Raw genomic sequence first — 22348 nt, 5'->3', positions numbered from 1 at the left:
ATGCGATGAAAAAGTTTTTCAGCCTGCTGGCGACACTGTTGGTGCTGGCCCTGGCCCTGTGGATTGGCCGTACGTTATGGGTGCATTACATGAACACCCCCTGGACCCGCGATGGTCGGGTGCGGGCCGACATCATCAACGTCGCCGCCGATGTCAGCGGCGAGGTGGTCGAGGTGCCGGTACGCGACAACCAAATCGTAAAAAAGGGCGACCTGCTGCTGCGCATCGATCCCGAGCATTACCGCATCGCCGTGAAGCAGGCGCGTTCCCTGGTGGCGTCGCGCAAGGCCACCTGGGAGATGCGCAAGGTCAACGCCCATCGCCGCGCCGACCTGGACAGCCTGGTGATCTCCCGGGAAAACCGCGACGACGCCAGCAACATCGCCGACTCGGCCCTGGCCGATTACCAGCAGGCCCAGGCGCAACTGGAGGCGGCCGAGCTGAACCTGGCGCGCACCGAAGTCCGCGCGGCGGTGGACGGTTACGTCACCAACCTCAACGTGCACCGTGGCGACTATGCGCGCATCGGCGAGGCGAAGATGGCCGTGGTGGACATGAATTCGTTCTGGGTCTATGGCTACTTCGAAGAGACCAAACTGCCCAAGGTGCGGGTTGGTGATTCGGCGCAGTTGCAGCTCATGAGCGGCGAAATGCTCAAGGGACACGTGGAAAGCATCTCCCGCGGCATCTACGACCGTGACAACCCTGAAAGCCGCGAATTGATCGCCGACGTCAACCCGACCTTCAACTGGGTGCGCCTGGCCCAGCGGGTGCCGGTGCGGATTCATCTCGACGAAGTGCCGGAAGGTGTGCTGCTGGCGGCGGGGATGACCTGTACGGTGGTGGTCGAGCCCCACGACAATCGCTGAGGCATCGCATCATTTGTGGGTGATGGTGAGATTTGATACACACCACAGATCCCCTGTGGGAGCGGGCTTGCTCGCGAAAGCGTTGGCTCAGCTTGCACTGAGGTTGGCTGTGCCGGCGCCTTCGCGAGCAAGCCCGCTCCCACACTGGATCTGCGGTGAGCATGAGTTTTGTGTTCGCTCCCAATCCTCTCGCCACAGAAGTAATGCCTGTTACTCCTCCGGTACTTACAACGACCGGCCCAACCCAAACCGCTTCATCAACCCCTTCTCCAGAAGCCCCTTGGGCAGCCACCCGGCCATCAAGGGCAGTGACCGGCTGCCGTTGCCCAGGCGCAACAGGCGCGGAGGCTTGGGTTGTTGCACGGCCTTGAGCAGGCCGGCGGCGAATTCGTTGGCCGGGGTCGGGTTGTCCTGGGAGGCCTTGGCCCGGGCGCGGATGCCGTCGCGCAGGGGCCACCAGGGCGATTGTTCGCTGATCAGCTGTTCGGCTTCATGGCCGGCATTCTTGGCGAAGCTGGAGGCTATCGCGCCGGGCTGGACTTCCATCACGCGAATGCCGAACGGCGCCAGTTCCATGCGCAAGGCATCGCTCAAGGCGTGCACCGCGGCCTTCGAGGCGCAGTAGGCGCCGGCAAACGGCGTGACCAGCACGCCGGACACGCTGCCGATGTTCACCACCAGCCCCCGAGCGCGGCGCAACACCGGAAACAGCGCGCGCGTCACGCCGACGATGGCGAACACATTGGTTTCGAACTGCCGCTGCATGGCCGGCACGCCACCGTCCAGCAGCGGGCCCATGGCACCGTAGCCGGCATTGTTGACCAGCACATCCAGCCCGCCATGCTGCTGATTGATCCGCTCGTTCAGTTGTTCCAGGGCTGGGCCGTCGTTAACGTCCAGTTGCACGGCGGTGAACCCGGCGGTGGCGAGTGTCGCCACGTCGTCAGTCTTGCGCGCCGTGGCCCAGACCTGATAACCCGCAGCCTTGAAGGCATCGGCGAGGGCGCGGCCAATGCCGCTGGAACATCCGGTAATCAACGCAACAGGCATGGTGCATTCCTTATGCAAAAAAGTGGGGGGCAGGGCAATCAATTGGAAAAGCTACCGTGCAATCGCTCGGCGCGAAACTCCAGGGTCTGTGGGCGATACCCTGGGCGCAGGGGCGGCAGCGGCAGGCAGTCTTGCCAATCGGCCCCTGCCTGCAATTCGCCCGGGCCACGGTAGCGCGGTGCGTCGTAGGGGCTGTCGGCGAGGTTGATGGTGTCGCCAGGCGCATAGGCCGCGACCCGCCACTGCAGTTCGATCAGCGGCACGTCATTGGTGTTTTTTATGGTCAGCGACAGCGGCCGGTCGGCGGGGCATTGCCCGGGGGCATAGCTGATGCGCAACTCCAGGCGCTCCAATTGGCGGGTCTCGCGGTTTTCCTGCCAGAGCACCCACGCGGCGACCAGGCCCAGGCCGATGAACGCCGCCAGGGATACCGGCAAGGCCTTGGCCGGGTAGCGCAGCAGCAGGATGAGCCAGGTGATAACCAGCAAGACGCCGATAAGCATGGTTGAAGCCTCCGATACCGTAGGCCCATCCTACCGAAGAGAGTGGCAGGTGTTGAAGCGATGATGCTGCTCGGCATGTGCGGGCAAAAAAAAGCCCCCACCCAACCCACTGCGGATAGGGGACGCAGTGGGCTGGACGGGGGCTTCTCTTTTGCAAAGGTTTACTGCGCGATGGTTTTCACCGAGACGCCGCGCTCAACCGGGGTGGAACGACCGTAGATGTCCTCGAAACGCTCGATGTCGTCTTCGCCCAGGTAGCTGCCAGACTGCACTTCGATGATTTCCAGCGGGATCTTGCCCGGGTTGCGCAGGCGGTGGACCGACGCGATCGGGATATAGGTCGACTGGTTTTCGCAGAGCAGGAACACGTTCTCATCGCAGGTCACTTCAGCGGTGCCGCTGACCACGATCCAGTGTTCGGCGCGGTGGTGGTGCATCTGCAGCGACAGGCACGCGCCCGGCTTGACCGAGATGTGCTTGACCTGGAAACGACCGCCCATGTCCACCGAGTCATAGGAACCCCACGGACGATAGACCTCGCAGTGGTTCTGGGTCTCGGTGCGGCCCTGGGCGTTGAGGGTGTTGACCATCTGCTTGACACCTTGGACCTTGTCCTTGTGGGCGATCATCATGGCGTCCTTGGTTTCGACCACCACGATGTTGTCCAGGCCAATCACCGACACCAGCTTGCCGTTGCCGTGGATCATGCAGTTGCGGCTGTCCTGGACGACCACGTCGCCCTTGGTGACGTTGCCGTTGGCGTCCTTGGCATTGACTTCCCACAGCGACGACCAGCAGCCGACATCACTCCAACCGGCCGACAGTGGGACCACACAGGCGCGCTGGGTCTTTTCCATCACCGCGTAGTCGATGGAGTTGTCTGGGCAGCAGGCGAAGGTGGCTTCGTCGAAGGTGATGGTATCCGGGGTCTGCTCACTGCGCTCCAGAGTCAGCAGGCAGGTGTCGTAGATATCCGGATCGTGCTTTTTCAGCTCTTCGAGGAAGCGGCTGGCACGGAACAGGAACATGCCGCTGTTCCAGAAATACCCGCCGGCCTCGACGAACTCGGTGGCGCGCTTGACGTCGGGTTTTTCGACGAAGTGCGAGACGCGGCTCACGCCTTCAGGCAGCAGCGCATCGTTGGTCGACTTGATGTAGCCGTAGCCGGTTTCCGGTTTGGTGGCCGGTACGCCGAACAGCACCATTTCGCCACGCTCGGCGGCCACGGTGGCCAGGGCCAGGGCGCGTTGCAGGGCTTTCTGGTCTTCGATCACATGGTCGGCCGGCAGCACCAGCATCAGCTCGTCGCGACCTTCATTGACCAGCATCATCGCGGTCAGTGCCACGGCCGGTGCGGTGTTGCGCCCGAACGGTTCCATCAGGATGCGCTGGGCTTCCAGTTTGCGGTTGCTCAGTTGCTCGTTGACGATGAACCGGTGGTCTTTGTTGCAGACCACGATCGGCGTGTCCATGCCTTCGAACACCAGGCGCTCGAGGGTCTGCTGGAACAGGGTGTGTTCGCCGGTCAGGGCCAGGAACTGTTTAGGGAATTGCTTGCGCGAAAGCGGCCAAAGACGTGAGCCACTACCACCTGACAAGATCACCGGAATCATGTTTGTTACTCCTTGAAGCGAAATGGTTGTTAGAGCTACTGCGTTCTGTCGTTTCACTCTCTTGTTTTTGTTCCGTACCCGAATGACACCCCGATTCAGGGTGGGAGCGGGCTTGCTCGCGAAAGCGGTGGTTCAGCCAACATCAATGTTGAATGTGAGACCGTATTCGCGAGCAAGCCCGCTCCCACAGGGGTACAGCGTCAATCAGGCGAATTCATCAGCGGGTCGACACTGGGCGTTTCACCCACACTGGCGACAGGCTGCTGCCTGAACCGGTGACGTACAGCACGGCCGCTTCGCCGCGTTCCAGGGCCACGGGCTTGAGGTCGCCGACTTTCTTGTCGCCTTCGAACAGCGCCAGGGTCACCTTGACGGGGTTGATTTCACGCTCGCCACGACCTTTGGCCGCGACGTTCGGCACCACTTCGGTCTTGCCATCGGCGGTCTTGAGGGTCAGAGCCTTGTCGCTGAGGTTCTGCACGCGGACCAGGGACTTCTGCTTGTTCTTGAACGGCGGTTCCTCGATCAGTTGAGGCTGGCCGCTTGCGTTGTTGACCAGGGTGTAATAGTGATCGGAAGCCAGTTTCACCGGCACGGTCTGGCTGCCGACCTTGGCGCTGTAGTCGCCACCGGGCATGAAGCTGAAGTCGCTGCTGGCCAAGGGAGCTACGTCGCTGATGTTGGTGCTGCCGACGGTGGCGCTGACTTCGGCGTTGGCGGCGTTATAGACCCGCACGAAGCTCGAGCCTTTTGGCGCGACCGGGCCGTACAGGGCCGAGTCACCGGCAAAGGCTGACAGGGAAAGGGCGCTCATGCTGGCGACGAGGGCAACGGCCTTGAAGGAGCGAGCAGCGAGACGGCGAGGAGTAGTGTTGAAAGTCATGGTGGACCTCTCTTTCAGTTTTGCGCCCGGTCGGGCGTCTCGGATGGGGTGTTGGCGGCTACGTTCTGTTGGCGCGCACCGGCTTGTTTGAGCTCTGCGACCCACTGTGGGTCGGCGTCGCCGATTTCGTTGTTCACGGGCAGATAACGTTCAGGGAACTCCCAGATCAGCACCTGTGGCGGGCTGTTCTTGAAGGCATCGCTCTTGAGGTAGCTGAGCATCGGCAGAATCGGGCCGTGGCCGTCTTCGGCGTAGTTCACGACGTCGCTGTGCAGGGCTTGCTTGAGTGCACCGACGAAGTTCCAGGTAGGGTTGGCGCTGTAGCTGGTGCCGATCAGGGCCACGGGCACCTGGGCGTCAGCGAACAGCGCGTCGCCGCCGGCCGGCTGGTCGTCGGCTTCGCGGGTATTGCGCTTGACCAGCGGTTCCTGGGCCGGCATCAGGTTTTCGAACAGCGGATCCAGGGGCAGGAACTGACGCAGGTCGCCCTTGTGGGTGATTTTCTCCGCAGGCTCGGTGACGAAGCGTTGCGGCTCGCCGTTGAGCGGTGATTTCTCGGCAATGGCCTTGGCCAGGTTCTCGGCAGCGACCTGGGCACCTTCCGGGGTCCAGTGGGTGTCGGTGCGCAGGAACACTTGCTGGCCGCTTTGCTTGGCCTGTTGCAGCGGGCCGAGCAGGTCAGGGGCGAGGATCTTGTCGGCCGCCACGCGAGCGTGGAAGTCCTGGTAAAGGTTGGCGTGAATGCTCGATGGCTTCACGTCACCCAGGTGCTCCGGATACAGGCGAGCCTTGGCCGGTATGATCGCCATCACCAGGGTGATGCCTTGTTCCTTGAGCTTCTGGCGCACGCCTTCGACCAGTGCGTAGTTGCCTTGCAGGTTCAGCTCTTCGTTGACGATCGGGTTGAACTCTTCGTCGCTGTACAGCCACTGGTCACGGCCCAGGACCACGCCTTTACGGCCTTCGTTGAACAGCTTGTAGTCCAGCGCGGCCCAGATGTTGGTGCCCAGGCGCTTGATCGGGAACTCGTCGTCGTAGTGCGTTTCCACGGCCTTGGCCCAGCGCCCGTTGAGCACGGTCGCGTCGGGGTTGGTGTTGAAGCCGAAGAAGCTGCGCATCGACCACAGGCCCAGCGCTGTCAGGATCAGCATGAACAGTGCGATGTAAAAGATGCGTAATGAGCGGGTCATATTCAGATCCCTCAGAACTGGAAGTAAAGGAACGGCGAGAAGCTTTGCGCCGAGAGTTTGAGAATCGAGGCGATGAACAGCAGCAGTACCAGGGCGCGCATCACGTAGCGTGACCAGTCCACGGTCCAGTAGGCAGGTTGCACCTGGGCTTCGACACCCACGGTGTAGCCCGGTTCATGGATCGTCGATGGGTTGTCACCCGGTACGGCCTTGATCATCCCCGGTTGCGCGGTGGCCGGGCCGTTGGCCTCGGTGTTGACCTCGGGCTTGGTCTTGAGCGGCGGACGGTTGGTGTAGAAGTCCCGCAGGCCGAAGAAGGCGAGGGTGATGTAGGCCACCACCAGCGTCGCGATCTGCAGGCCGGTGAGGTTGGCGCGGGTCAGTTCCGATAGCGACCAGTCGCCGAAGCTGAACATGGCGCCGTACATGCGACCGGCCACGTGCAGGTTCTCGGCACGGAAAATCACCCAGCCCATGACCACCAGCAGGAAGGTCAGCGCCCAGCGGATCGGGTTGATGCTGCGTGGTGTGGTGTTGATGCCCACGGCCTTCTCGATGGCCAGCCAGATACCGTGCCAGGCACCCCAGATCACGTAGGTGATGTTCGCGCCGTGCCACAGACCACCGAGCAGCATGGTCAGGAACAGGTTGCGATAGGTCATCAACGTGCCTTTGCGGTTACCGCCCAGGGTGATGTAGAGGTAATCGCGCAGCCAGGTGGAGAGGCTGATATGCCAGCGGCGCCAGAACTCGGTGATCGACTGGCTGATGTAGGGCTGCTTGAAGTTTTCCATGAAACGGAAACCCATCATCAGGCCCAGGCCGATGGCCATGTCGCTGTAGCCGGAGAAGTCGAAGTACAGCTGCGCGGTGTAGGCCAGGGCGCCGAGCCAGGCATCGCCCGTGGTCGGGTTTTGCAAGGCGAAGCAATGGTCGGCCACGACCGCCAGGGTGTCGGCGATGAACACTTTCTTGATGAAGCCCTGCATGAAGCGGGTGCAGCCTTCGGAGAACTTGTCCAGGGTGTGGGTACGGTTGTTGAACTGGTCGGCCAGGTCGCGGAAACGCAGCACGGGGCCGGCGATCAGGTGCGGGAAAATCGCCACGAACGCCGCGAAGTCGATCAGGTTGCGGGTGGCCGGTGTGTCACCGCGATAGACGTCGATGATGTAGCTGATGGACTCGAAGATGTAGAACGAGATCCCGATCGGCAACAGCACGTGGGTCAGGATGAACGGGTTGAGACCGAAGCCGGTGATGATTGCGTTGAGGCTATCCACGCCGAAGTTGGCGTACTTGAAATAGCCCAGGATGGCCAAGTCCACGCCCACGCCGAGCAACAGCCAGCGCTGGGCCGGTTTGGTGCGCACACCCGCGGCGCCGACTTTCAGGCCGATCCAGTAGTTCCACAGGGTCACGCCGGCGAACAGCGCCAGGAAGTCCACTCGCCACCAGGCATAGAACACGTAACTGGCGATCAGCAGCAGCAGGTTGCGGTAGCGTTGCCCGCTCAAGTAGTACAAGCCGAGAAAGATCGGCAGGAACAGGAACAGGAACACGTTGGATGAAAATACCATCCCGATCTCTCCATGTTGAATCAACAGTCAAGGGCCAGAGCCCCCCCAAACCCCCCCATGAAAACCGGGGGGCTTCATTACATTCGGAACAGACCCAACTCCCCTTGTGGGAGCGAGCCTGCTCGCGATGACGGTGTATCAGTCGACATCCTTGGCGAATGTCAGACCGCTATCGCGAGCAGGCTCGCTCCCACAGGTTTCCCTGTCGGCAGGGTGAGTGGTGTCAGCTTCCCTTTTCGCCTTTCTCCCGTGACGGGTCATACACCTTGGTCAAGTCCCCGCCGAGGCGGAAAGTCTTGAACGGTTGCATTTCGTGCTTGCGCTCCAGCACATCCTCGGAACAGGTGTAGAGGCTGCAGAACGGTTCGAGCCAGGCGAATTTCGAATCGATCTTCAGGTCCTTCATGTCCTGCTCGTCGCCGTTCTTCTCTTCGAAGATGTCCGGGTCTTTCACCCCGGCCAGCACCCGATCACCCAGTCGCTTGAGGGCACCGTTGTTTTCCTGGCGCAGGTCTACGCCGTTGACCTGGGCGAAACTGGCGATCATCGCCAGCGGCGGCAACGCGTAGTTGTGGTAGGACAGGGCCCGTTGCTTGCGCTTGAGTTCGTTGGGCAGGAAACCGTCCGCATCGACCTGGTTGACGCCGACCTTGTATTCCTTGACGGCCCAATCGAACAGGTCGCGGCGGTTGGTTGCCACGGACGTCGCCATCACCGACCAGGCGGCCCAGTAGGAGTGGTTGTTGGTCTTGTCCAGCGGCAGGTTGTCCCAGTCGCTGACCACCTGATCGGCCATCCGGCTGAACCAGCCTTCGATCAGTTGCGCCTGCTCCTGGTGATTGGCCAGTGGGCGGGACTCGGAGAACTTCAGGCGTACATAGGCCGAAGCCATGCTGCCCAGCGCCCATTTGCGCATGGACTTGCCGGTGTGGTTGAAGTCCTTGGACATCAGTGCATCGGCCTGGGCCCACGCGGTCAGCCAGTTGAGAGTGCATTCCAATTGTTCGGGACGACCGTCACGCATGAATTGCATCACCTGCTTGCTGACGCCACGCTCGATCTTGGTGATGTCGGCGGTGCTGTCACGGAAGGCTTTTTCCGACTGCACGTTCAGGGTCGCGCGGGCCTTGTCGGAGCCCTCGTACTTGCTGCGAAATTGCAGGGAGCCGGTATAGGGTGTCGGCGTGGCATCGCAGCCTTGGGCGGGTTCGCCTACCTTGACCTTCTCGATCGGTGCGAAGTAACCCTGTGGCGGACGCAGCGGGGCCGCCGCCTGCGTGGCCCCGGCGAACATCGCCAGGGTCAGCAGGGACGGCGCCAGCAGCGTTTTCAACGTTCGGGTGCGCATGGTTCTAGTCATGAGACGAGACCTCATTGTCCGATTTGAGCCGTTTGTTCGGCTTGCGGAGATGCGTTGCGTTTGCAGATTTTCGCTTCCACTTGCTGTGGCTCCTTGCCGGCTTCAGGTCCCTGGACTTCTACAGCCAGCAGGTTCTGGGAAGCCCAGTCGTCATCAGTACGCAATTGGAAGGCGAAACGTCCGTCGGTTTCCGAGGTATCCGGTTTTTCGATCTTGATATCCTCGTGGCGCCCATTCATGTACCAGAGGGTGGCTTGCAAGGTTTTCACCGAGGTGTCGGCGAAGCGGATGTCGACTTGGTGGCTGCTGTTACGCAGATCCATGTTCTTGCTATTGACCATCAATTCGTTCTTGCCCGGCTTGAGCGCGGTCTTGCTGCTCATGAGTGCCGGCTTGCCTTCGCAGCCGTTGTTGTCCAGCAGCGCCATCATCTGGCGGTAGATGGTTTCCTGGTCCAGGCGATACAGCGGCGAGAATTCCCAGATGAGGATTTTCGGCGGGTTCTTCTGGAACTCTTCGCTGCCCAGGTACTGGATCATCGCGCCTTCCAGGCCGCCACCAGGGAAGGCGACGTTGAGAATGTCGGCGCCGATGGCTTCTTCCAGGAAACCGGCAAAGTTGTAGTTCTTGCCGCTGTGACTGGTGCCCACGAGGGTTATCTGCGGGTTGCCGGAATCGCCGAACAGGTCGCCGTCGCCAGCCTCGCCCTTGGGTTCGGTGGTGAACTGGTCCATGTACTGGATCGCATAGCTGGTGCCGCACAGTTGCCCGGCCATGTTGTGCAGGGTGCCGGTCTTGCCCATGCGGCCGGATTTCTTGGTCTCGAACTCACGCTTGGGAATGTCGGCGAAGGCCGGGATCTGCTTGACCTTCTCGGCGACGATCTTGGCCGTGCGCTGGGCGCCGTACGGAGTCCAGTGCTGGTCGCCACGGAAATAGAAATCGTGGGCCGGCAGGGTTTCCGGCAGGTTCTCGTTGGTCAGCGGCGACAGGTCCGGCACCACATAGCCCATCTGGGCGAAACGGCCGAGCATGGATTTGTAGTTGGTCAGGGCTTTCTCATAGTCGAAAGCGGCCTTTTCCTGTGGGTTGAGCTTGTTGCGGTTTACCAGGCCCCGGGTTGGCTGGTAGACGATCACCAGCTCGACGCCTTTGGCCTTGAACGCATCGTGCAACTGCTGCATGCGCTTGTAACCGGCGGGGGTGGTGTTGAATTCGGTACGCAGGTCTTCCTGGGTCCGGAACAGCCAGTCACCCTGGGCTTGTACCAGCGTGGTGAAGTTCTGCTGGTAGCGCGTGGTGTAGTTCTTCGCGTCGTGGGCGGCAGGGCACAGGTTGCAGCACGGTTCGGCCGTGAAGGTCGGGGCCTTGATTTCATCGGCGCGGGCGCCGCTTGCGGCGGCGAGAATGCCGGCAGTCAGGGCGGACAGGCCCAGGAGTTTGATCATTTGTGGGTTCATAAAGGTCATCCTCAGTCCCGCATTTCGGTCTGGCGTTCGACAGGGTCGATCAGCACGGCTTTCTGCTGGCGTACCAGCAGGTCGAGAATTTCATCCTGGCGTTCGCCAAGGATCCCCGTGAAGCTGATGCCGCTGGATTTGGTCGGCGCAAGCATGGACACGCGGTACAGCTCGACGCTCAACGGCGAGTCGATGGACAGCGGGCCGCTGCCGTTGGCAGCCAGTTCGCCGCCGACCACGATCAGCGAGACTTCGGCGTCGAACGGGTCGAGCTTGATGTCCCGGTCGGTATCGGACAGGTCCTTGATGTGACCGTAGATACCGGTCAGGCCGTTGGCCATGGAGACGTTTTCGTAGAGGCGGATGTTCACGCTGTTACGAATGCGAATACCGTGGCGTTGGTTGCTGATCACTTTGTTGCCCCACAGCAGGTTGTCAGCACTCTCATAGAGCGTGATGCCGTCGGTGTGGTTCTTGTAGATCTCGTTGTAGGCGATCAGGTTGTTCACGCTGTTACGGTCGATCACCAGGCCCGAGAGTTTGTTGTCGTAACTTCTGTTGTTGATGATGAAGCTGTCGTTGACCTCACGGGAAATAATGATCCCGTGCTTCTTCTTGGTCCCGTAGACGGTGTTGTCGGCGATGATCAGCCGATGGGAACGGTCGTGGGGGTCGATGCCGTAGACGATGTTGTCTTTGTAGGTGTTGCTCTTGACGACAAAGTCGCGGGTCTCGTAGCAGTAGAAGCCGTACCACATGTCCGAGAACTCGGAACCGATGATCCAGCCGGTCGGCTCCGGGCGCTTGAGGACCTTGGCCATGTTCGGCGTGTATTGGGAAATACTCACCCCGTACGACTTACTGTTGGCGTAGCCGAAGCTGGCCATCTTGGTGTTGACGATATAGGTCTCGGTGCCGCCCCAGGCCAGCAGGAACGGTCGGAATTCCTTGGGCGAGCGGAACGTGGCGGGGCCATTGTCCTTTTCACGCCAGCCGGTGACCTTGGTGTCACGGATGAACATCTGGCCATCGTTGACCAGGAACGCTCCGCCCTCCTGGGACAGGCGCAGTTCCTGGGTCTGTTTGTCGATTTCCAGGATGCCTTTCTGGCCGACCACGATCGGAATCTTCGCCAGGTAGACACCTGGCGAAGTCTGGATGATGTACTTGGGCTGTTTCTTGGCCAGCTCCTTGAGGTTCATGTAGCCATCGTCGACGAAGATGGCCTGTGGGATGCCGTGCTGACGCACTACCCACTCGGCCATCTTGTTGTCGCCGCCGATGAAGTCCTTCAAGGCGTTTTCCTGCATCATCCGACGCACGCTGACTTTGCCGGGCTTGGTCCGCACGATTTTTGCCGCGGCCGCTTCGGCGGTGTAGCCGGAGAGGTCGGGCAGGGTCGGCTTGGCCAGTTCCAGTGGCGCGGTCGGCGCACTGTTGACGGTGTAGGTCTTGGCCCGTTGCAGTTCCTTGACCACGTTGCCCGGCTTGACCGCCGGTTCAACGTTGGCGAACGCCGGCGCGCCGGCCAGCAGCATCGCTGCGACCAACAGGCTGATCGAACCTTTCATCGCCTGGCTGTTCCTGAGGTAGCGGTTCATTTCGGGCACTCCCATGGCCATTCGCATCAGAAGCGCCAGATCACGTCGACAAAGGCGCGATGCATGTACGAATCGACCTCTTTGCCGTAGGCGTCGCCTGGCTTGAACACGCCGCCACGAAAGCGCACCAGCGCCGACGGCTCATCAATGGACTGACTCAGCGCGGCCGGCAGCAGGCCTTGCTTGAAGTACTTGGTAACCACCAGGTCGACTTCCTGGCCCAGGTCCTTGTTACCGTCACGCAGCGGCAGGGACGAGGTGGACAGGATCGCGCCGGTCACGTCGTCGGTGTTGTTTTCCACGGCGTTGATGCCGTTGCTGCCCACCGGCTTGTTGCCGTCCACGCGCCAGAACTTGTGGTACACCAGGCTGGCGTCGTATTCGTCACGCAGCTGCCAGGAACCGAACAGGCTGGCGCTCTGGGTGTTGGCCATTTCGCCACGGAACGCTTCGCCGAAACGGTGCACGCGCGAGCGGGTGCCGGTGAAGTTCGAGCGGTTGCTTTGCAGGCCGTTCTGTTCGTAGTCCTCGCTGGCGCGGGCATAGGCCGCACCGACTTGCCATTGCGGGTCCAGACGCAGGCGGATACCCAGGTCGGTGGCCCAGCCGTCGACGTCATCACTGTGCTTGGCTTGCGCCGGACGCGTGCCGTCGGCATTGAGCGGGTTGACGGTGTCACGGTCACCGGTCATGCCGGTCAGGCTCGCCCAGTAGTTGACGGTGTTGGTGTTGCGCCAGTTGTAGGCGTCGCTGTTGGCTTCCAGGCCCAGCCAGGTCAAGTCACCGTTCTGGGTCTTGTCCAGGGTATCGGTAGGTTCGCCCGGGGTCGGATAATCGAGGCTGCCGCTGTCGTGGGAATGGTGGGCACGGATACCGGCCCACTGGCCGGGCATCCACTGGTAACCCACGTCACCGTAGACGTGCAGGCGATCCTTGTCCTTGGGGGACAATTCTTTCAGGTCGGTGCGGTATTCGCTGAACCGCTCGGCGACGCCGAGGTTGGCCCGCAGCAAGGTGGTGTCGAAGGTCCAGTTCAGGGCTTCGATGTTGGTGTCGCGCCATTGGCCGTCGTCATTGCGCAGGCGCTGGCGACCGAACTTCAACTGCTCGCCCGGGTAAGGGGTCAGCCCACGGTAGCCAATCCAGAACTCGCGCATGGCCAGGTAGCTTTTCTTGGCTTCGCGATCGCCGCTGTCGGTTTCCTGGGTGCTGCCATCGGACTGCTGCAGGGTGTCGGTCTCGATGATATCGGAGGACGTCACGGCCTGGGCCATGGCGTAGGCGCTCCAGGCACCGCTTTCGCTTTCGCCGTAGACCCAGGGACGCAGGTCCAGGCCGACGCCGTTGACGTCGCCACCGCTCTGGGTGCCGAGGTCACGGTCGTCTTCGGACTGGCCGGTGATCTTCACTTCCAGGCCGAAGTTCTTGGTGTCGGTCAGGGCCGCCAGGGTCGGGCAGGACCACAGCAGGGCACAGGTCAGGCCAATTCCGGCCTGCACAAAAGGATTGAGCTTCAAAGGCTTCATAGAGGTTCCTCGCCGTCATCTTCTTTTAGGGCTTGCAGTTCCAGCGTATCGGGGCTCATCGAGCCGCGAATGGCCTGCTCTTGTTGTAGCAGGCGTTGGGCTTGTGCAAGTTGTTGCGGCGGTAATTGTGTTTCGAGGGTCTGGGCAAGTTCGGTCGCTTGCGGGGTGTTCTGCGCCTTGGCCAACTGGCTGAAGACATAGGCGTTGACCGGGTTGGGCTTGGTGCCCTTGCCCTGGGAGAACAGCTGGGCAATGGCGAAATCGGCGCTGTTCTGGCCGTTGCGGGCGGCCTTGAGCAGGTGGTCCAGGGCTTTTTGCGGGTACACCTGGCCCAGGTAGCCGCGGCGATAGATCTGGCCGAGGTAGTAGTCGGCAGCCACTTCGCGACCAACAGCTTTCTGGAAATGCGCCTCGGCGACCTTGGCATCGGCCGGGACCCACTTGCCTTCGTAGTAAAGCTTGCCTAGCAACAGCTCGGCGCGAGGCTGGTCGGCGGCGCGGCCGTTTTCCAGGTACTGCATCATCTTGTCGACGTCACCCAGTTCGGGGAAGTCGTAGAGCAATTGCGCCAGGCTGACCCAGGCAGCGGGGTAGCCAGGGGCGATGCCTTCGAGCAACGACTGGGCGGTCTTTTCATCGGTCTTGCCCAGGCTGGCATCGGCCAGGACACGGGCGACGCTGTCCACGCGCTGGGCGGATACGACGCCACGGGCGTGACCGTCCTGCATCTGCTTGAGCAACGCGGCCTGCTGTTCCGGCTGGCCGCGTTTCTGATAGACCGTGGCCAATTCGACGTAGCAAATGTCCGTAGTCGCCAGCGCGGCCTTGCAGACCTTCTCGACTTCATCCAGGTGCTGGTCGTAGGTGCCCTGGGTGCGGTAGAGCAGAATCTGCGCCAGGCCTGCTTCCGGGTAGCCGGCGCTGCGCCATTGGCTGATCTGCTGCTGGGCGTTGACGTTCGGGAAACTGTGGGGATATTGCAGGTACAGCATCGCCAGCGGGATCAGGGTATTACCTTCACCGTTGGCGAAAGCTTTTTTCAGCAGACCTTCGGCTTCGTGTTTTTCCGCTTCGGTGGAGCCCGGCTTGGCTACCAGCAGGCGACCCAGGCGCGCCTGGGCCCGGGGCGAGATATCGGCCGCGGCGCGATAGGTCGCCTCGGCTTTTTTCATCTGCTCCGGATCACGGCTGTCCACCTGAATATCGGCCAGGCCGACCTGGGCTTCGCTGTAGCCCAGGTCTGCCAGTTGCTGATAGTTCTGCTGCGCCAGCGCCGTGTCGCCGCGCTTGAGGGCTTCGTTGGCCAGGCGTTGATCGGGCAGGCCGGCGCAACCGGCCAGGCTGACGGCCAATGCCAGGGCACAGAGTGTCCCCATGTGGGAACGAGCTTGCGGCATATCATCCTGACCGCGTTGATCCTTTCGCGAGCAAGCTCGCTCCCACAGGGTCTGTGGGGTGTTAAGGATTTTTATAATGGTCACGGGCATATCCTCGACTTAAAGACCGACGGCCATGGCTTTGTCGATCAGCCAGTTCAGGTTCGGGCCACGGTCGCTGGTGACTTCTACCGGACGGCCGGCCAGCGAGCTGTCCAGGGGTTCGTCAGGCTGGATCAACACACGGATATCGGAAGACAGGTCGGCACTTTTCAGGCTGGTGCTGCTGACGATCTTGCCGGTACGGGTACCTTCTTCGCCGGCGACCTGGAAGTTGACGGGCGTACCTGGGCGCACGTCGCCGAACTGGCGATAGGAGAAACGCGCCTCGACGTTGGCTTCGGTGCCTCGTGGAACCAGTTGGAAGATCACGTCGCCCTTGCTGGCGTACTGACCGTTGGCGACCAGTTGCTGGGCCACGATGCAGTCGCACGGAGACGTCAGGGTGCCGGTCATTTGCTTGCCGAACAGCTCTTCGACCTTGGCTGGCTGCAACTGGTTGTCGTCCAGGTGACCTTTGAGCACATCGAGCATGCTGGTGCTGAAGGTCGCCAGCGGGGCGCCCTTGGCTGCCACGCCGTCGGCCTTGACCAGGCTTTGCACGGTGCCGTCGCGCGGCATGGTGATGGCCGTGCCCGGTACGTTCACCAGGCCCGCCTGGGCGTGGCTGACGAAGTACATGCCGTACACCGACTTGAAGATGAAACCGAACGCCGCCAGGCCAACGATGAAGACCCCGAGGCTGAAGGTCACGGCGCGCAGGCGACCCAAGGCACTCATGCCGCCGTTTTCGTCTTTCTGCTTGCGAGCCTTGGTGAAGTTATCGCGCTGCAGGGTCGCCAGTACGTCACCGACACCGACGATGTCGCCGGCCAGGTGCGAGGTGATGATGTGACGCAGTGTCGAGATGTCCCGAGGCTCCAGGTTCTGGAACTGGCAACCGGTGCGGCCGGTCTGGCGGTCGTAGGAGCGGATCTGCAATTCCACGTCCATGGCCAGGCCAAGGTTGTCGATGACGAACTGCAGGCGACCCTTGTAGGACTCACCGACCTTGAGGGGCATCTGGCCGGCATTGAAGCTCAGGCCACCGGCGGACAGGTCCAGGACCTTGACTTCCATGGGGGTGCGGTCAGGGCCGAAGAAGCGCAGCTTGGCCGGGATTTTGACCCGGGCGTGTTGGCGCTGGGCTTCGGATTCATGCACTACGTTGACATTCACGGCGGTGTTCATAGGGGCGATTTCCTAGTTAATTCATTCAAGTCCGGTCAGACCATCGTCAGCAGCACGGCGACAAAAATGCTGCCGGCGGAGAAGGTCATGGTCCGAGACGACCAAGTGTTGAACCAACGTTGAAAGCTGGCGAGATCACGGGTCAGGTGGGTGGGCTGGCGGGTCCAGGACTGTTGATCGAGGCGGAAGAACACGTAGATCTTCACCAGGGCACCGACGATCTGGTTGTAATAGAGAATCGCCGGGTAGGCAGGGCCGATCCGGTGTCCGGAGCACGACAGCAGCAGGGTCAGGATCAACCGCGTGATGCCGATCCACAGCAGGTACACCAGGATGAACGCGGTGCCGTACTTGAAGCTGGCGATCAGTGCGACGGTCAGGCCCAGCAGTGAGGTCCACATCGACACGCGCTGGTCGAACAGCACCACCGAAGTGAACAGGCCCAGACGGCGCAGCCCCAGGCCCAGGGCCCGGGAGTTCTGTCGCAGGTTGTTGCCGTACCAGCGGAACATCAGCTTGCGGCTGGCCTTGATGAAGCTTTTCTCCGGGGGATGCTCGACGGTGTTGATCGCCGCATCGGGTACGTAGAAGGTGTCGTAGCCCAGGCGCATCAGGCTGAACCAGCTCGACTTGTCATCACCGGTGAGGAACTTGAAGCGACCCAGGCGCCAGTGTTGCAGCGAGTCACTTTCCACGTCGGCGATGAAGTCCGGGTTGGTCACCACGGTGGCGCGGAACACCGACATACGGCCGGTCATGGTCAGCACGCGCTTGGACAAGGCCATGGAGCACATGTTGATATGCCGTTGGGCGAAGCGCAGCTTGTGCCATTCGCTCATGATGTAGCCGCCGCGCACTTCGCAGAACTCGTTGGTGGTCAGGCCGCCGACGTTGCCGAACAGCTGGAACCACGGCACGGTCTTGCGTACGACGCCTTCGGCGAGCACGGTATCGCCGTCGATCACCGCAACCACGGCGCGGTCGTCCGGCAAGTGCCGGGAGATGGCGCGGAAGCCGTAGGCCAGGCCGTCACGCTTGCCAGTGCCGGGAATGCGCACGAAGTCCAGCTTGACCCGCGCTGGCGGGTTCATGCGGGCCCAGAGGCTCTTGACCAGCAGTTCGTCGGACATTTCCACGATGGAGCAGACCACGGTGGTGGGCAGCTCGCAGTCGATGGCCTCGCGAATCACCGAGCCATACACCTGGGCAGTGGTCAGCGCATCGATCCGGAAGCTGGTGACCATCAGGTACACGTGGGACGGATCCGCCGCCTTGCCCAGCTTGCGTACCTTGCGGCGCAGGTGCGGGTAGACGATGTAGAGGAAGATCATGCCGCGCACGAAATGCGTTGCTCCCATGGAGTAACGCCAGATGCCCACGGCGCCGATCAGGAAGATGAAATCCTTGGATTCGGAGTCGAACGTGGACGTGGGCAGCGCCATGGCGATGCCCATCAATAAACTCAAGTAAAACAGCCAACCGGCGGCCTGAAGCAGGCCGTGCTTTAGCCTGTGCATAATCTGCATCCGTCTCTATCTCGGGCGGGCCTTGTGGGCGGCCCGATGGGTTAAGGCAGGCGAAAGGCCGGCCGGGGCAAGCCCCGGCCGGCAAACAGACTTACCAGCAGATGCCTTCGGTCCGGCCACTCGGGTTGGTGGCCTTGGACATGAAGCCGACCAGGTCGATGACCTGCTTGCCTTCCGGTACGTTTTCGGTCAGCGCGCGGAACTTCTCGTCGCGGTTACCCAGGATGATGATGTCGGAGCTGTCGATCACCGAGTCGAAGTCGGCGTTGAGCAAGGACGAGACGTGAGGAATCTTCGACTCGATGTAATCCTTGTTCGCACCGTGGACGCGGGCGTATTCGACGTTGCTGTCGTAGATCTTCAGGTCGAAACCCTTGCCGATCAGCATTTCCGCCAGTTCCACCAATGGGCTTTCACGCAGGTCGTCGGTGCCGGCCTTGAAGCTCAGGCCCAGCAGGGCGACTTTGCGCTTGTCGTGGCTGGAAACGATGTCGAAGGCGTTCTGCACCTGGGATTCGTTGCTGCGCATCAGCGAGTTGAGCAGCGGCGCTTCCACGTCCAGGGAACCGGCGCGGTAGGTCAGCGCACGAACGTCCTTGGGCAGGCAGGAACCGCCGAAGGCGAAGCCTGGGCGCATGTAGTACTGGGACAGGTTCAGGGTCTTGTCCTGGCAGACTACGTCCATCACTTCACGGCCATCGACGCCGACTGCCTTGGCGATGTTGCCGATCTCGTTGGCGAAGGTCACCTTGGTGGCGTGCCACACGTTGCAGGTGTACTTGATCATCTCGGCGACGGCGATGTCCTTGCGGATGATCGGTGCGTCGAGCTCTTCGTACAGCGATTGCAGAACGTCGCCAGAGGCTTTGTCGAACTCACCGATAACGGTCATCGGCGGCTGGTCGTAGTCTTTGATTGCGGTGCTTTCGCGCAGGAACTCAGGGTTGACCGCGACACCGAAATCGACGCCGGCTTTCTTGCCGGAGCAGTCTTCCAGGATCGGGATGACAACGTTTGCCACAGTGCCCGGCAATACGGTGCTGCGAACCACGATAGTGTGGCGGGTGGTCTTGTCACGCAGGACAAAACCGATCTCGCGGCACACCGCTTCGATGTAGTTCAGTTCCAGGTCGCCGTTCTTTTTGCTGGGTGTACCGACACAGATCATCGACAGGTCAGTATCGCGAATTGCCTCGGCGAAGTTGGTCGTACCGCGCAGTCGGCCTGTTTGAATGCCTTGCGCCAATAGCTCGCCAAGACCAGGTTCAACGATCGGCGATTTGCCGGCGTTGATCATGTCGATTTTGTCTTTGGCGACATCCACGCCAACTACATCATGGCCCCGTGCAGACAGGCAACCGGCACATACTGCACCGACGTAACCCAAACCAAATATGCTAATGCGCATCGCATTTACCTCTGTTTTTCACGCCATTAAATGGCCGGAGTTAATAGTGTTCAGCGGTCATAGTGCACTCGGAAGTGTGGAATGCAGGCGCCACAATGCCGTGTGCAGGCATACTAAGTTCCGAGTGTCTAAATAATTGCACTCAAGTTGTGCGCAAAGCGGCCTAGTTTGTTATGACCTGCCCTGTTATGCAGCCAGTTCCCGTTTTCAGGAACGCTCGTGCAAAAGTCCTTCACTTCCGATCCCTGGCAAAAAGCCCACAAAATCAGAAGCTTGTGTGCTCGGGTGAGCACGTTGTAGGGGCGCAGCCTTGGCCTTGTAGGGGATAGTAATGGTGCGTTATCTCCTGTCCTTTATAAGATGGATCCAAATAGGCGACCGTTTCGCTAAATTGCCATGACAACTTGGTTACTGGGATCGACGGCCTATGTAAGTCTTCTCTTACACGCTCCGTGAGAATCGTTACGGGTGGTATGAGCCGTGCAATTTCACATAGTTCCGATCCGCTCATCGCGATTTTCGAAATTTTTCGAAATATTATCGAAGATGGCACTGCCCTCAATATGATGGCACTTGCCGTTTCATCCTTTATTAATGGGGAGTTAGGAGGGGGAGATAGTTTTGTGCCACTACCGATAAAAAATTTTGGTGCCACTACGCAAAAAACTGACGAGTGTCGAGTGAAAGAAAAGTTAGCGGGGGAGTGGGCCGATTTATTGACGTCATGAAACTGGCGAAACAGGCGGGTAACTAAGATGACAGATCGGGGCTTGATCGAAGCCCCCGATCAGGGGCGATATAAGGTTATGCCTTATTCGGGGGCGTGATCGCGCAAGAACACCAGTTTGTCCTGGCTCGACTGTTGTGCACTGAAGCGATAACCCTGCACATCGAATTGGCTGAGTGCCGCAGGGTCGTTGATCCGTTCCTGAATCACGAAACGACTCATCAGGCCCCGGGCTTTCTTGGCGTAGAAGCTGATGATCTTGTACTGGCCATTTTTCAGGTCTCGGAACTCGGTATCGATGACGCGCGCTTTCAGTGCGCTGCGCTTGACCGCCGAGAAGTACTCATTGGATGCCAGGTTCAACAGGACGTCATCGCCTTGTTCGGCCAGGGCTTCGTTCAGCCATTCGCTAATGCGTGTACCCCAGAAAGCGTAAAGGTCCTTGCCCCGGGCATTGGCCAGCTTCGTGCCCATTTCCAGGCGATAGGGTTGCATCAGGTCCAGTGGCCGCAGCAGGCCATAGAGGCCGGAGAGCATGCGCAAGTGTTGCTGGGCATAGTCGAAATCGGCTTCGCCAAAGCTTTGCGCATCCAGGCCCGTGTACACGTCGCCCTTGAAGGCCAGCAGCGCCTGCCTGGCGTTGGCCGGGGTGAACGCCGGCGTCCAGCTACCGAATCGAGCGGCATTGAGCCCCCCAATCTTGTCGGAAACGAGCATCAGCTCGCTGATCTGTGCCGGCGAGAGTTCGCGCAACTGTTCGATCAGTTCCTGGGAATGATCCAGGTACTGCGGTTGGGTAAAACGCTCGGTGGCCGGCGGTGTTTCGTAATCGAGGGTCTTGGCGGGGGAAATCACCATCAGCATGAAATCGTCTCCTTGAGGGTGCGGCGATTCTAGGGGGTTGTCCGGGTGGACTCCAGCTATTGGGGTGATAGGTGATGGATGGGCGAATATTGACGGGCATTGTGGCGAGGGAGCTGTGGGAGCAAAGTCTGTGGGAGCAAAGCTTGCTCGCGATGAACGATGACGCAATCTTGCAGATGGATCTTGTCGACTGCATCGCGAGCAAGCTTTGCTCCCACAGGTCTGCTCCCCAAGTCCGCTGATCACAAGGGTATTGGGCCAGGATCGGCTATGATGCCGCGCGGGTTTCGTTATGGAGACATCCCTTTTGCGTATCGCTCTTCTGTTATCGGCCTGGCTGTTGAGCCTGGGCGCCATTGCTGCGCCCAACGATGTCGCCACCCTGGATCGCAGCACGTGGCCTGAACAGCTCACCAGCCCGACGCTGTTCGATGTGGCCTCGCGGGCCGAAATCCTGATGTTCGCCCGGGTCTTGCTGGACGTCGATGCCATGGACGAAATCGCGCTCAAGCAATACCTGGGGCTGCGCACGGTGAATATGGTCGCGATCGACGCGCTTCGCGCCCGGCTGTGGCAGCGTTTGCTGGCCAACTACAACTTTGCCCAGCGCAGCTGCGATCAGGACGCCTCCTTCTGTTACCTGGTCGAGGACATGGCGACCCTGCGCGAAGAGGCGCGCAGGTTCCATCTGGACGACGACTCCTATTACATCAAGTGGGCCGCGCCGAGCCAGATCTTTCATACCCAATACCGCGATGAATTGCTGCGTAAAGCCGCGCTTTTTCCGCAAACCAGCAGCGAAATCGAACGTTTCGGCGATTACGAGCGCAACGGCGAAGATATGAACGACCGCCTGTTCCTGATGACCTTCGACAGCGCCGCCAACGTTGCGCCGGACAACACCCCGTGGCTGACCGACTACCTGCGCAAGGCCAACATGAATGGCACCTTCTTCGTGCTGGGCAAGGACATCCAGGCGCGGTTGGAAGAGCGCTCGGTCAACAATCTCCAGGCGTTGTATTCAGGACAATGCGTGGGTGTGCAGGGCTGGGAGTTCCGCTCCCATAGCCATTGGCAGGACTGGCAAGACTCGGTCCGGCGCAGTGTCGAGCTGGTCAAGGGCAAGCTGCCGGAGAATTACGTGCCGCTGTTCCGCCCGCCCCAAGGCCAGCGTCGTGGCGATGCGCAAGCGTTCTTCCGGCAGCAGGGCTTGCAAGTGGCGCTATGGGACATCGACCCCCAGGACAGCAACAGTCGGCTCAAGCCTGAGCAAAGCGCCCAGCGCGCGCTGACCCTGATGCTGCTGTGGCGCCACGGGGTGATCAATTTCAATGCCAAGCAGGATGGGGTGAAAACGGCGTTGCCCTGGCTCATGACGCAAACGGCGCAAAGCGGAATCGGTTGGGCGGAGTGTCAGGACGCGTTTCGCTGAAACCGGCGAAGGCCCGGAAACATTGGGGGAGGAGAAAAAAACGGCGCACATTCATGACAACCGGACTTCCGACTTTAACGGCGCAACGGCGGT

At 60.8% G+C, this 22348-nt stretch carries 18 protein-coding genes; 3 read left to right on the top strand and 15 right to left on the bottom strand.

Annotated elements, in window-relative coordinates:
- The first annotated feature begins 5 nt into the window (after positions 1-5).
- Complete coding sequence (locus tag DTP52_RS19400; protein WP_109754796.1) at positions 6-869, top strand: HlyD family secretion protein; 864 nt, start codon at positions 6-8, stop codon at positions 867-869.
- A 225-nt stretch (positions 870-1094) separates the two neighbouring features.
- Here DTP52_RS19400 and DTP52_RS19395 read toward each other — a convergent pair whose 3' ends face one another.
- The 14 genes from DTP52_RS19395 to DTP52_RS19320 all read right to left on the bottom strand — a co-directional run bounded on the left by DTP52_RS19395 (position 1095) and on the right by DTP52_RS19320 (position 19232).
- Positions 1095-1919, bottom strand: coding sequence for an SDR family oxidoreductase (locus DTP52_RS19395; protein WP_109754795.1), 825 nt, complete (start codon positions 1917-1919; stop codon positions 1095-1097).
- 38 nt (positions 1920-1957) lie between these two features.
- The gene (locus tag DTP52_RS19390) at positions 1958-2422 is read right to left on the bottom strand and encodes a multidrug transporter (RefSeq protein WP_109754794.1); all 465 of its coding nucleotides are present in this window, start codon (positions 2420-2422) and stop codon (positions 1958-1960) included.
- Positions 2423-2583: 161 nt separating this feature from the next.
- A complete protein-coding gene (locus DTP52_RS19385) occupies positions 2584-4035 on the bottom strand; it encodes a mannose-1-phosphate guanylyltransferase/mannose-6-phosphate isomerase (protein WP_109754793.1) in 1452 nt (483 codons plus the stop codon).
- Between the two features lie 217 nt (positions 4036-4252).
- Positions 4253-4918 (bottom strand): alginate O-acetyltransferase AlgF, encoded by a 666-nt coding sequence (locus DTP52_RS19375; protein ID WP_109754792.1) that lies wholly within the window; start codon positions 4916-4918, stop codon positions 4253-4255.
- Between the two features lie 14 nt (positions 4919-4932).
- Positions 4933-6108 carry an alginate O-acetyltransferase gene (locus tag DTP52_RS19370; protein WP_109754791.1) on the bottom strand — a complete coding sequence of 392 codons (1176 nt, stop codon included), beginning with the start codon at positions 6106-6108 and terminating at the stop codon, positions 4933-4935.
- A gap of 11 nt (positions 6109-6119) precedes the next feature.
- Positions 6120-7685 carry an MBOAT family protein gene (locus DTP52_RS19365; RefSeq protein WP_109754790.1) on the bottom strand — a complete coding sequence of 522 codons (1566 nt, stop codon included), beginning with the start codon at positions 7683-7685 and terminating at the stop codon, positions 6120-6122.
- A 223-nt stretch (positions 7686-7908) separates the two neighbouring features.
- Positions 7909-9033 (bottom strand): mannuronate-specific alginate lyase, encoded by a 1125-nt coding sequence (locus tag DTP52_RS19355; protein ID WP_109754788.1) that lies wholly within the window; start codon positions 9031-9033, stop codon positions 7909-7911.
- A 23-nt stretch (positions 9034-9056) separates the two neighbouring features.
- Positions 9057-10505, bottom strand: a complete 1449-nt coding sequence (locus DTP52_RS19350) for an alginate O-acetyltransferase (RefSeq protein ID WP_109754787.1) — start codon at positions 10503-10505, stop codon at positions 9057-9059.
- Positions 10506-10516: 11 nt separating this feature from the next.
- Positions 10517-12106: a mannuronan 5-epimerase AlgG gene (algG, locus tag DTP52_RS19345; protein ID WP_109754937.1), complete on the bottom strand. Its 1590-nt coding sequence runs from the start codon at positions 12104-12106 to the stop codon at positions 10517-10519.
- Positions 12107-12132: 26 nt separating this feature from the next.
- Positions 12133-13623 (bottom strand): alginate export family protein, encoded by a 1491-nt coding sequence (locus tag DTP52_RS19340; protein ID WP_109754936.1) that lies wholly within the window; start codon positions 13621-13623, stop codon positions 12133-12135.
- Between the two features lie 5 nt (positions 13624-13628).
- The gene (gene algK, locus DTP52_RS19335) at positions 13629-15113 is read right to left on the bottom strand and encodes an alginate biosynthesis TPR repeat lipoprotein AlgK (protein ID WP_109754786.1); all 1485 of its coding nucleotides are present in this window, start codon (positions 15111-15113) and stop codon (positions 13629-13631) included.
- 15 nt (positions 15114-15128) lie between these two features.
- Entirely contained in the window at positions 15129-16298 is a 1170-nt protein-coding gene (locus tag DTP52_RS19330) for an alginate biosynthesis protein Alg44 (RefSeq protein ID WP_109754785.1), read from the bottom strand.
- Positions 16299-16333: 35 nt separating this feature from the next.
- The gene (gene alg8, locus DTP52_RS19325) at positions 16334-17815 is read right to left on the bottom strand and encodes a mannuronan synthase (protein ID WP_370873689.1); all 1482 of its coding nucleotides are present in this window, start codon (positions 17813-17815) and stop codon (positions 16334-16336) included.
- A 100-nt stretch (positions 17816-17915) separates the two neighbouring features.
- Positions 17916-19232 (bottom strand): nucleotide sugar dehydrogenase, encoded by a 1317-nt coding sequence (locus DTP52_RS19320; protein ID WP_057448969.1) that lies wholly within the window; start codon positions 19230-19232, stop codon positions 17916-17918.
- A gap of 473 nt (positions 19233-19705) precedes the next feature.
- On the opposite strand from DTP52_RS19320, the gene DTP52_RS31070 reads away from it, so the two are divergent.
- Positions 19706-19960 (top strand): hypothetical protein, encoded by a 255-nt coding sequence (locus DTP52_RS31070; RefSeq protein ID WP_146206871.1) that lies wholly within the window; start codon positions 19706-19708, stop codon positions 19958-19960.
- Between the two features lie 83 nt (positions 19961-20043).
- Here the strand turns inward: DTP52_RS31070 and yaaA are convergent, their stop codons facing one another.
- Positions 20044-20823, bottom strand: coding sequence for a peroxide stress protein YaaA (yaaA, locus tag DTP52_RS19315; RefSeq protein WP_109754783.1), 780 nt, complete (start codon positions 20821-20823; stop codon positions 20044-20046).
- Positions 20824-21130: 307 nt separating this feature from the next.
- On the opposite strand from yaaA, the gene DTP52_RS19310 reads away from it, so the two are divergent.
- Positions 21131-22255: a polysaccharide deacetylase family protein gene (locus DTP52_RS19310; protein WP_109754782.1), complete on the top strand. Its 1125-nt coding sequence runs from the start codon at positions 21131-21133 to the stop codon at positions 22253-22255.
- Positions 22256-22348: the final 93 nt, after the last annotated feature.

Origin of the sequence: Pseudomonas sp. 43mfcvi1.1, from assembly GCF_900115935.1 — a bacterium.
GTDB classification, from domain to species: domain Bacteria; phylum Pseudomonadota; class Gammaproteobacteria; order Pseudomonadales; family Pseudomonadaceae; genus Aquipseudomonas; species Aquipseudomonas bijieensis.
This window is presented reverse-complemented; position numbering and strand designations above follow the sequence as displayed.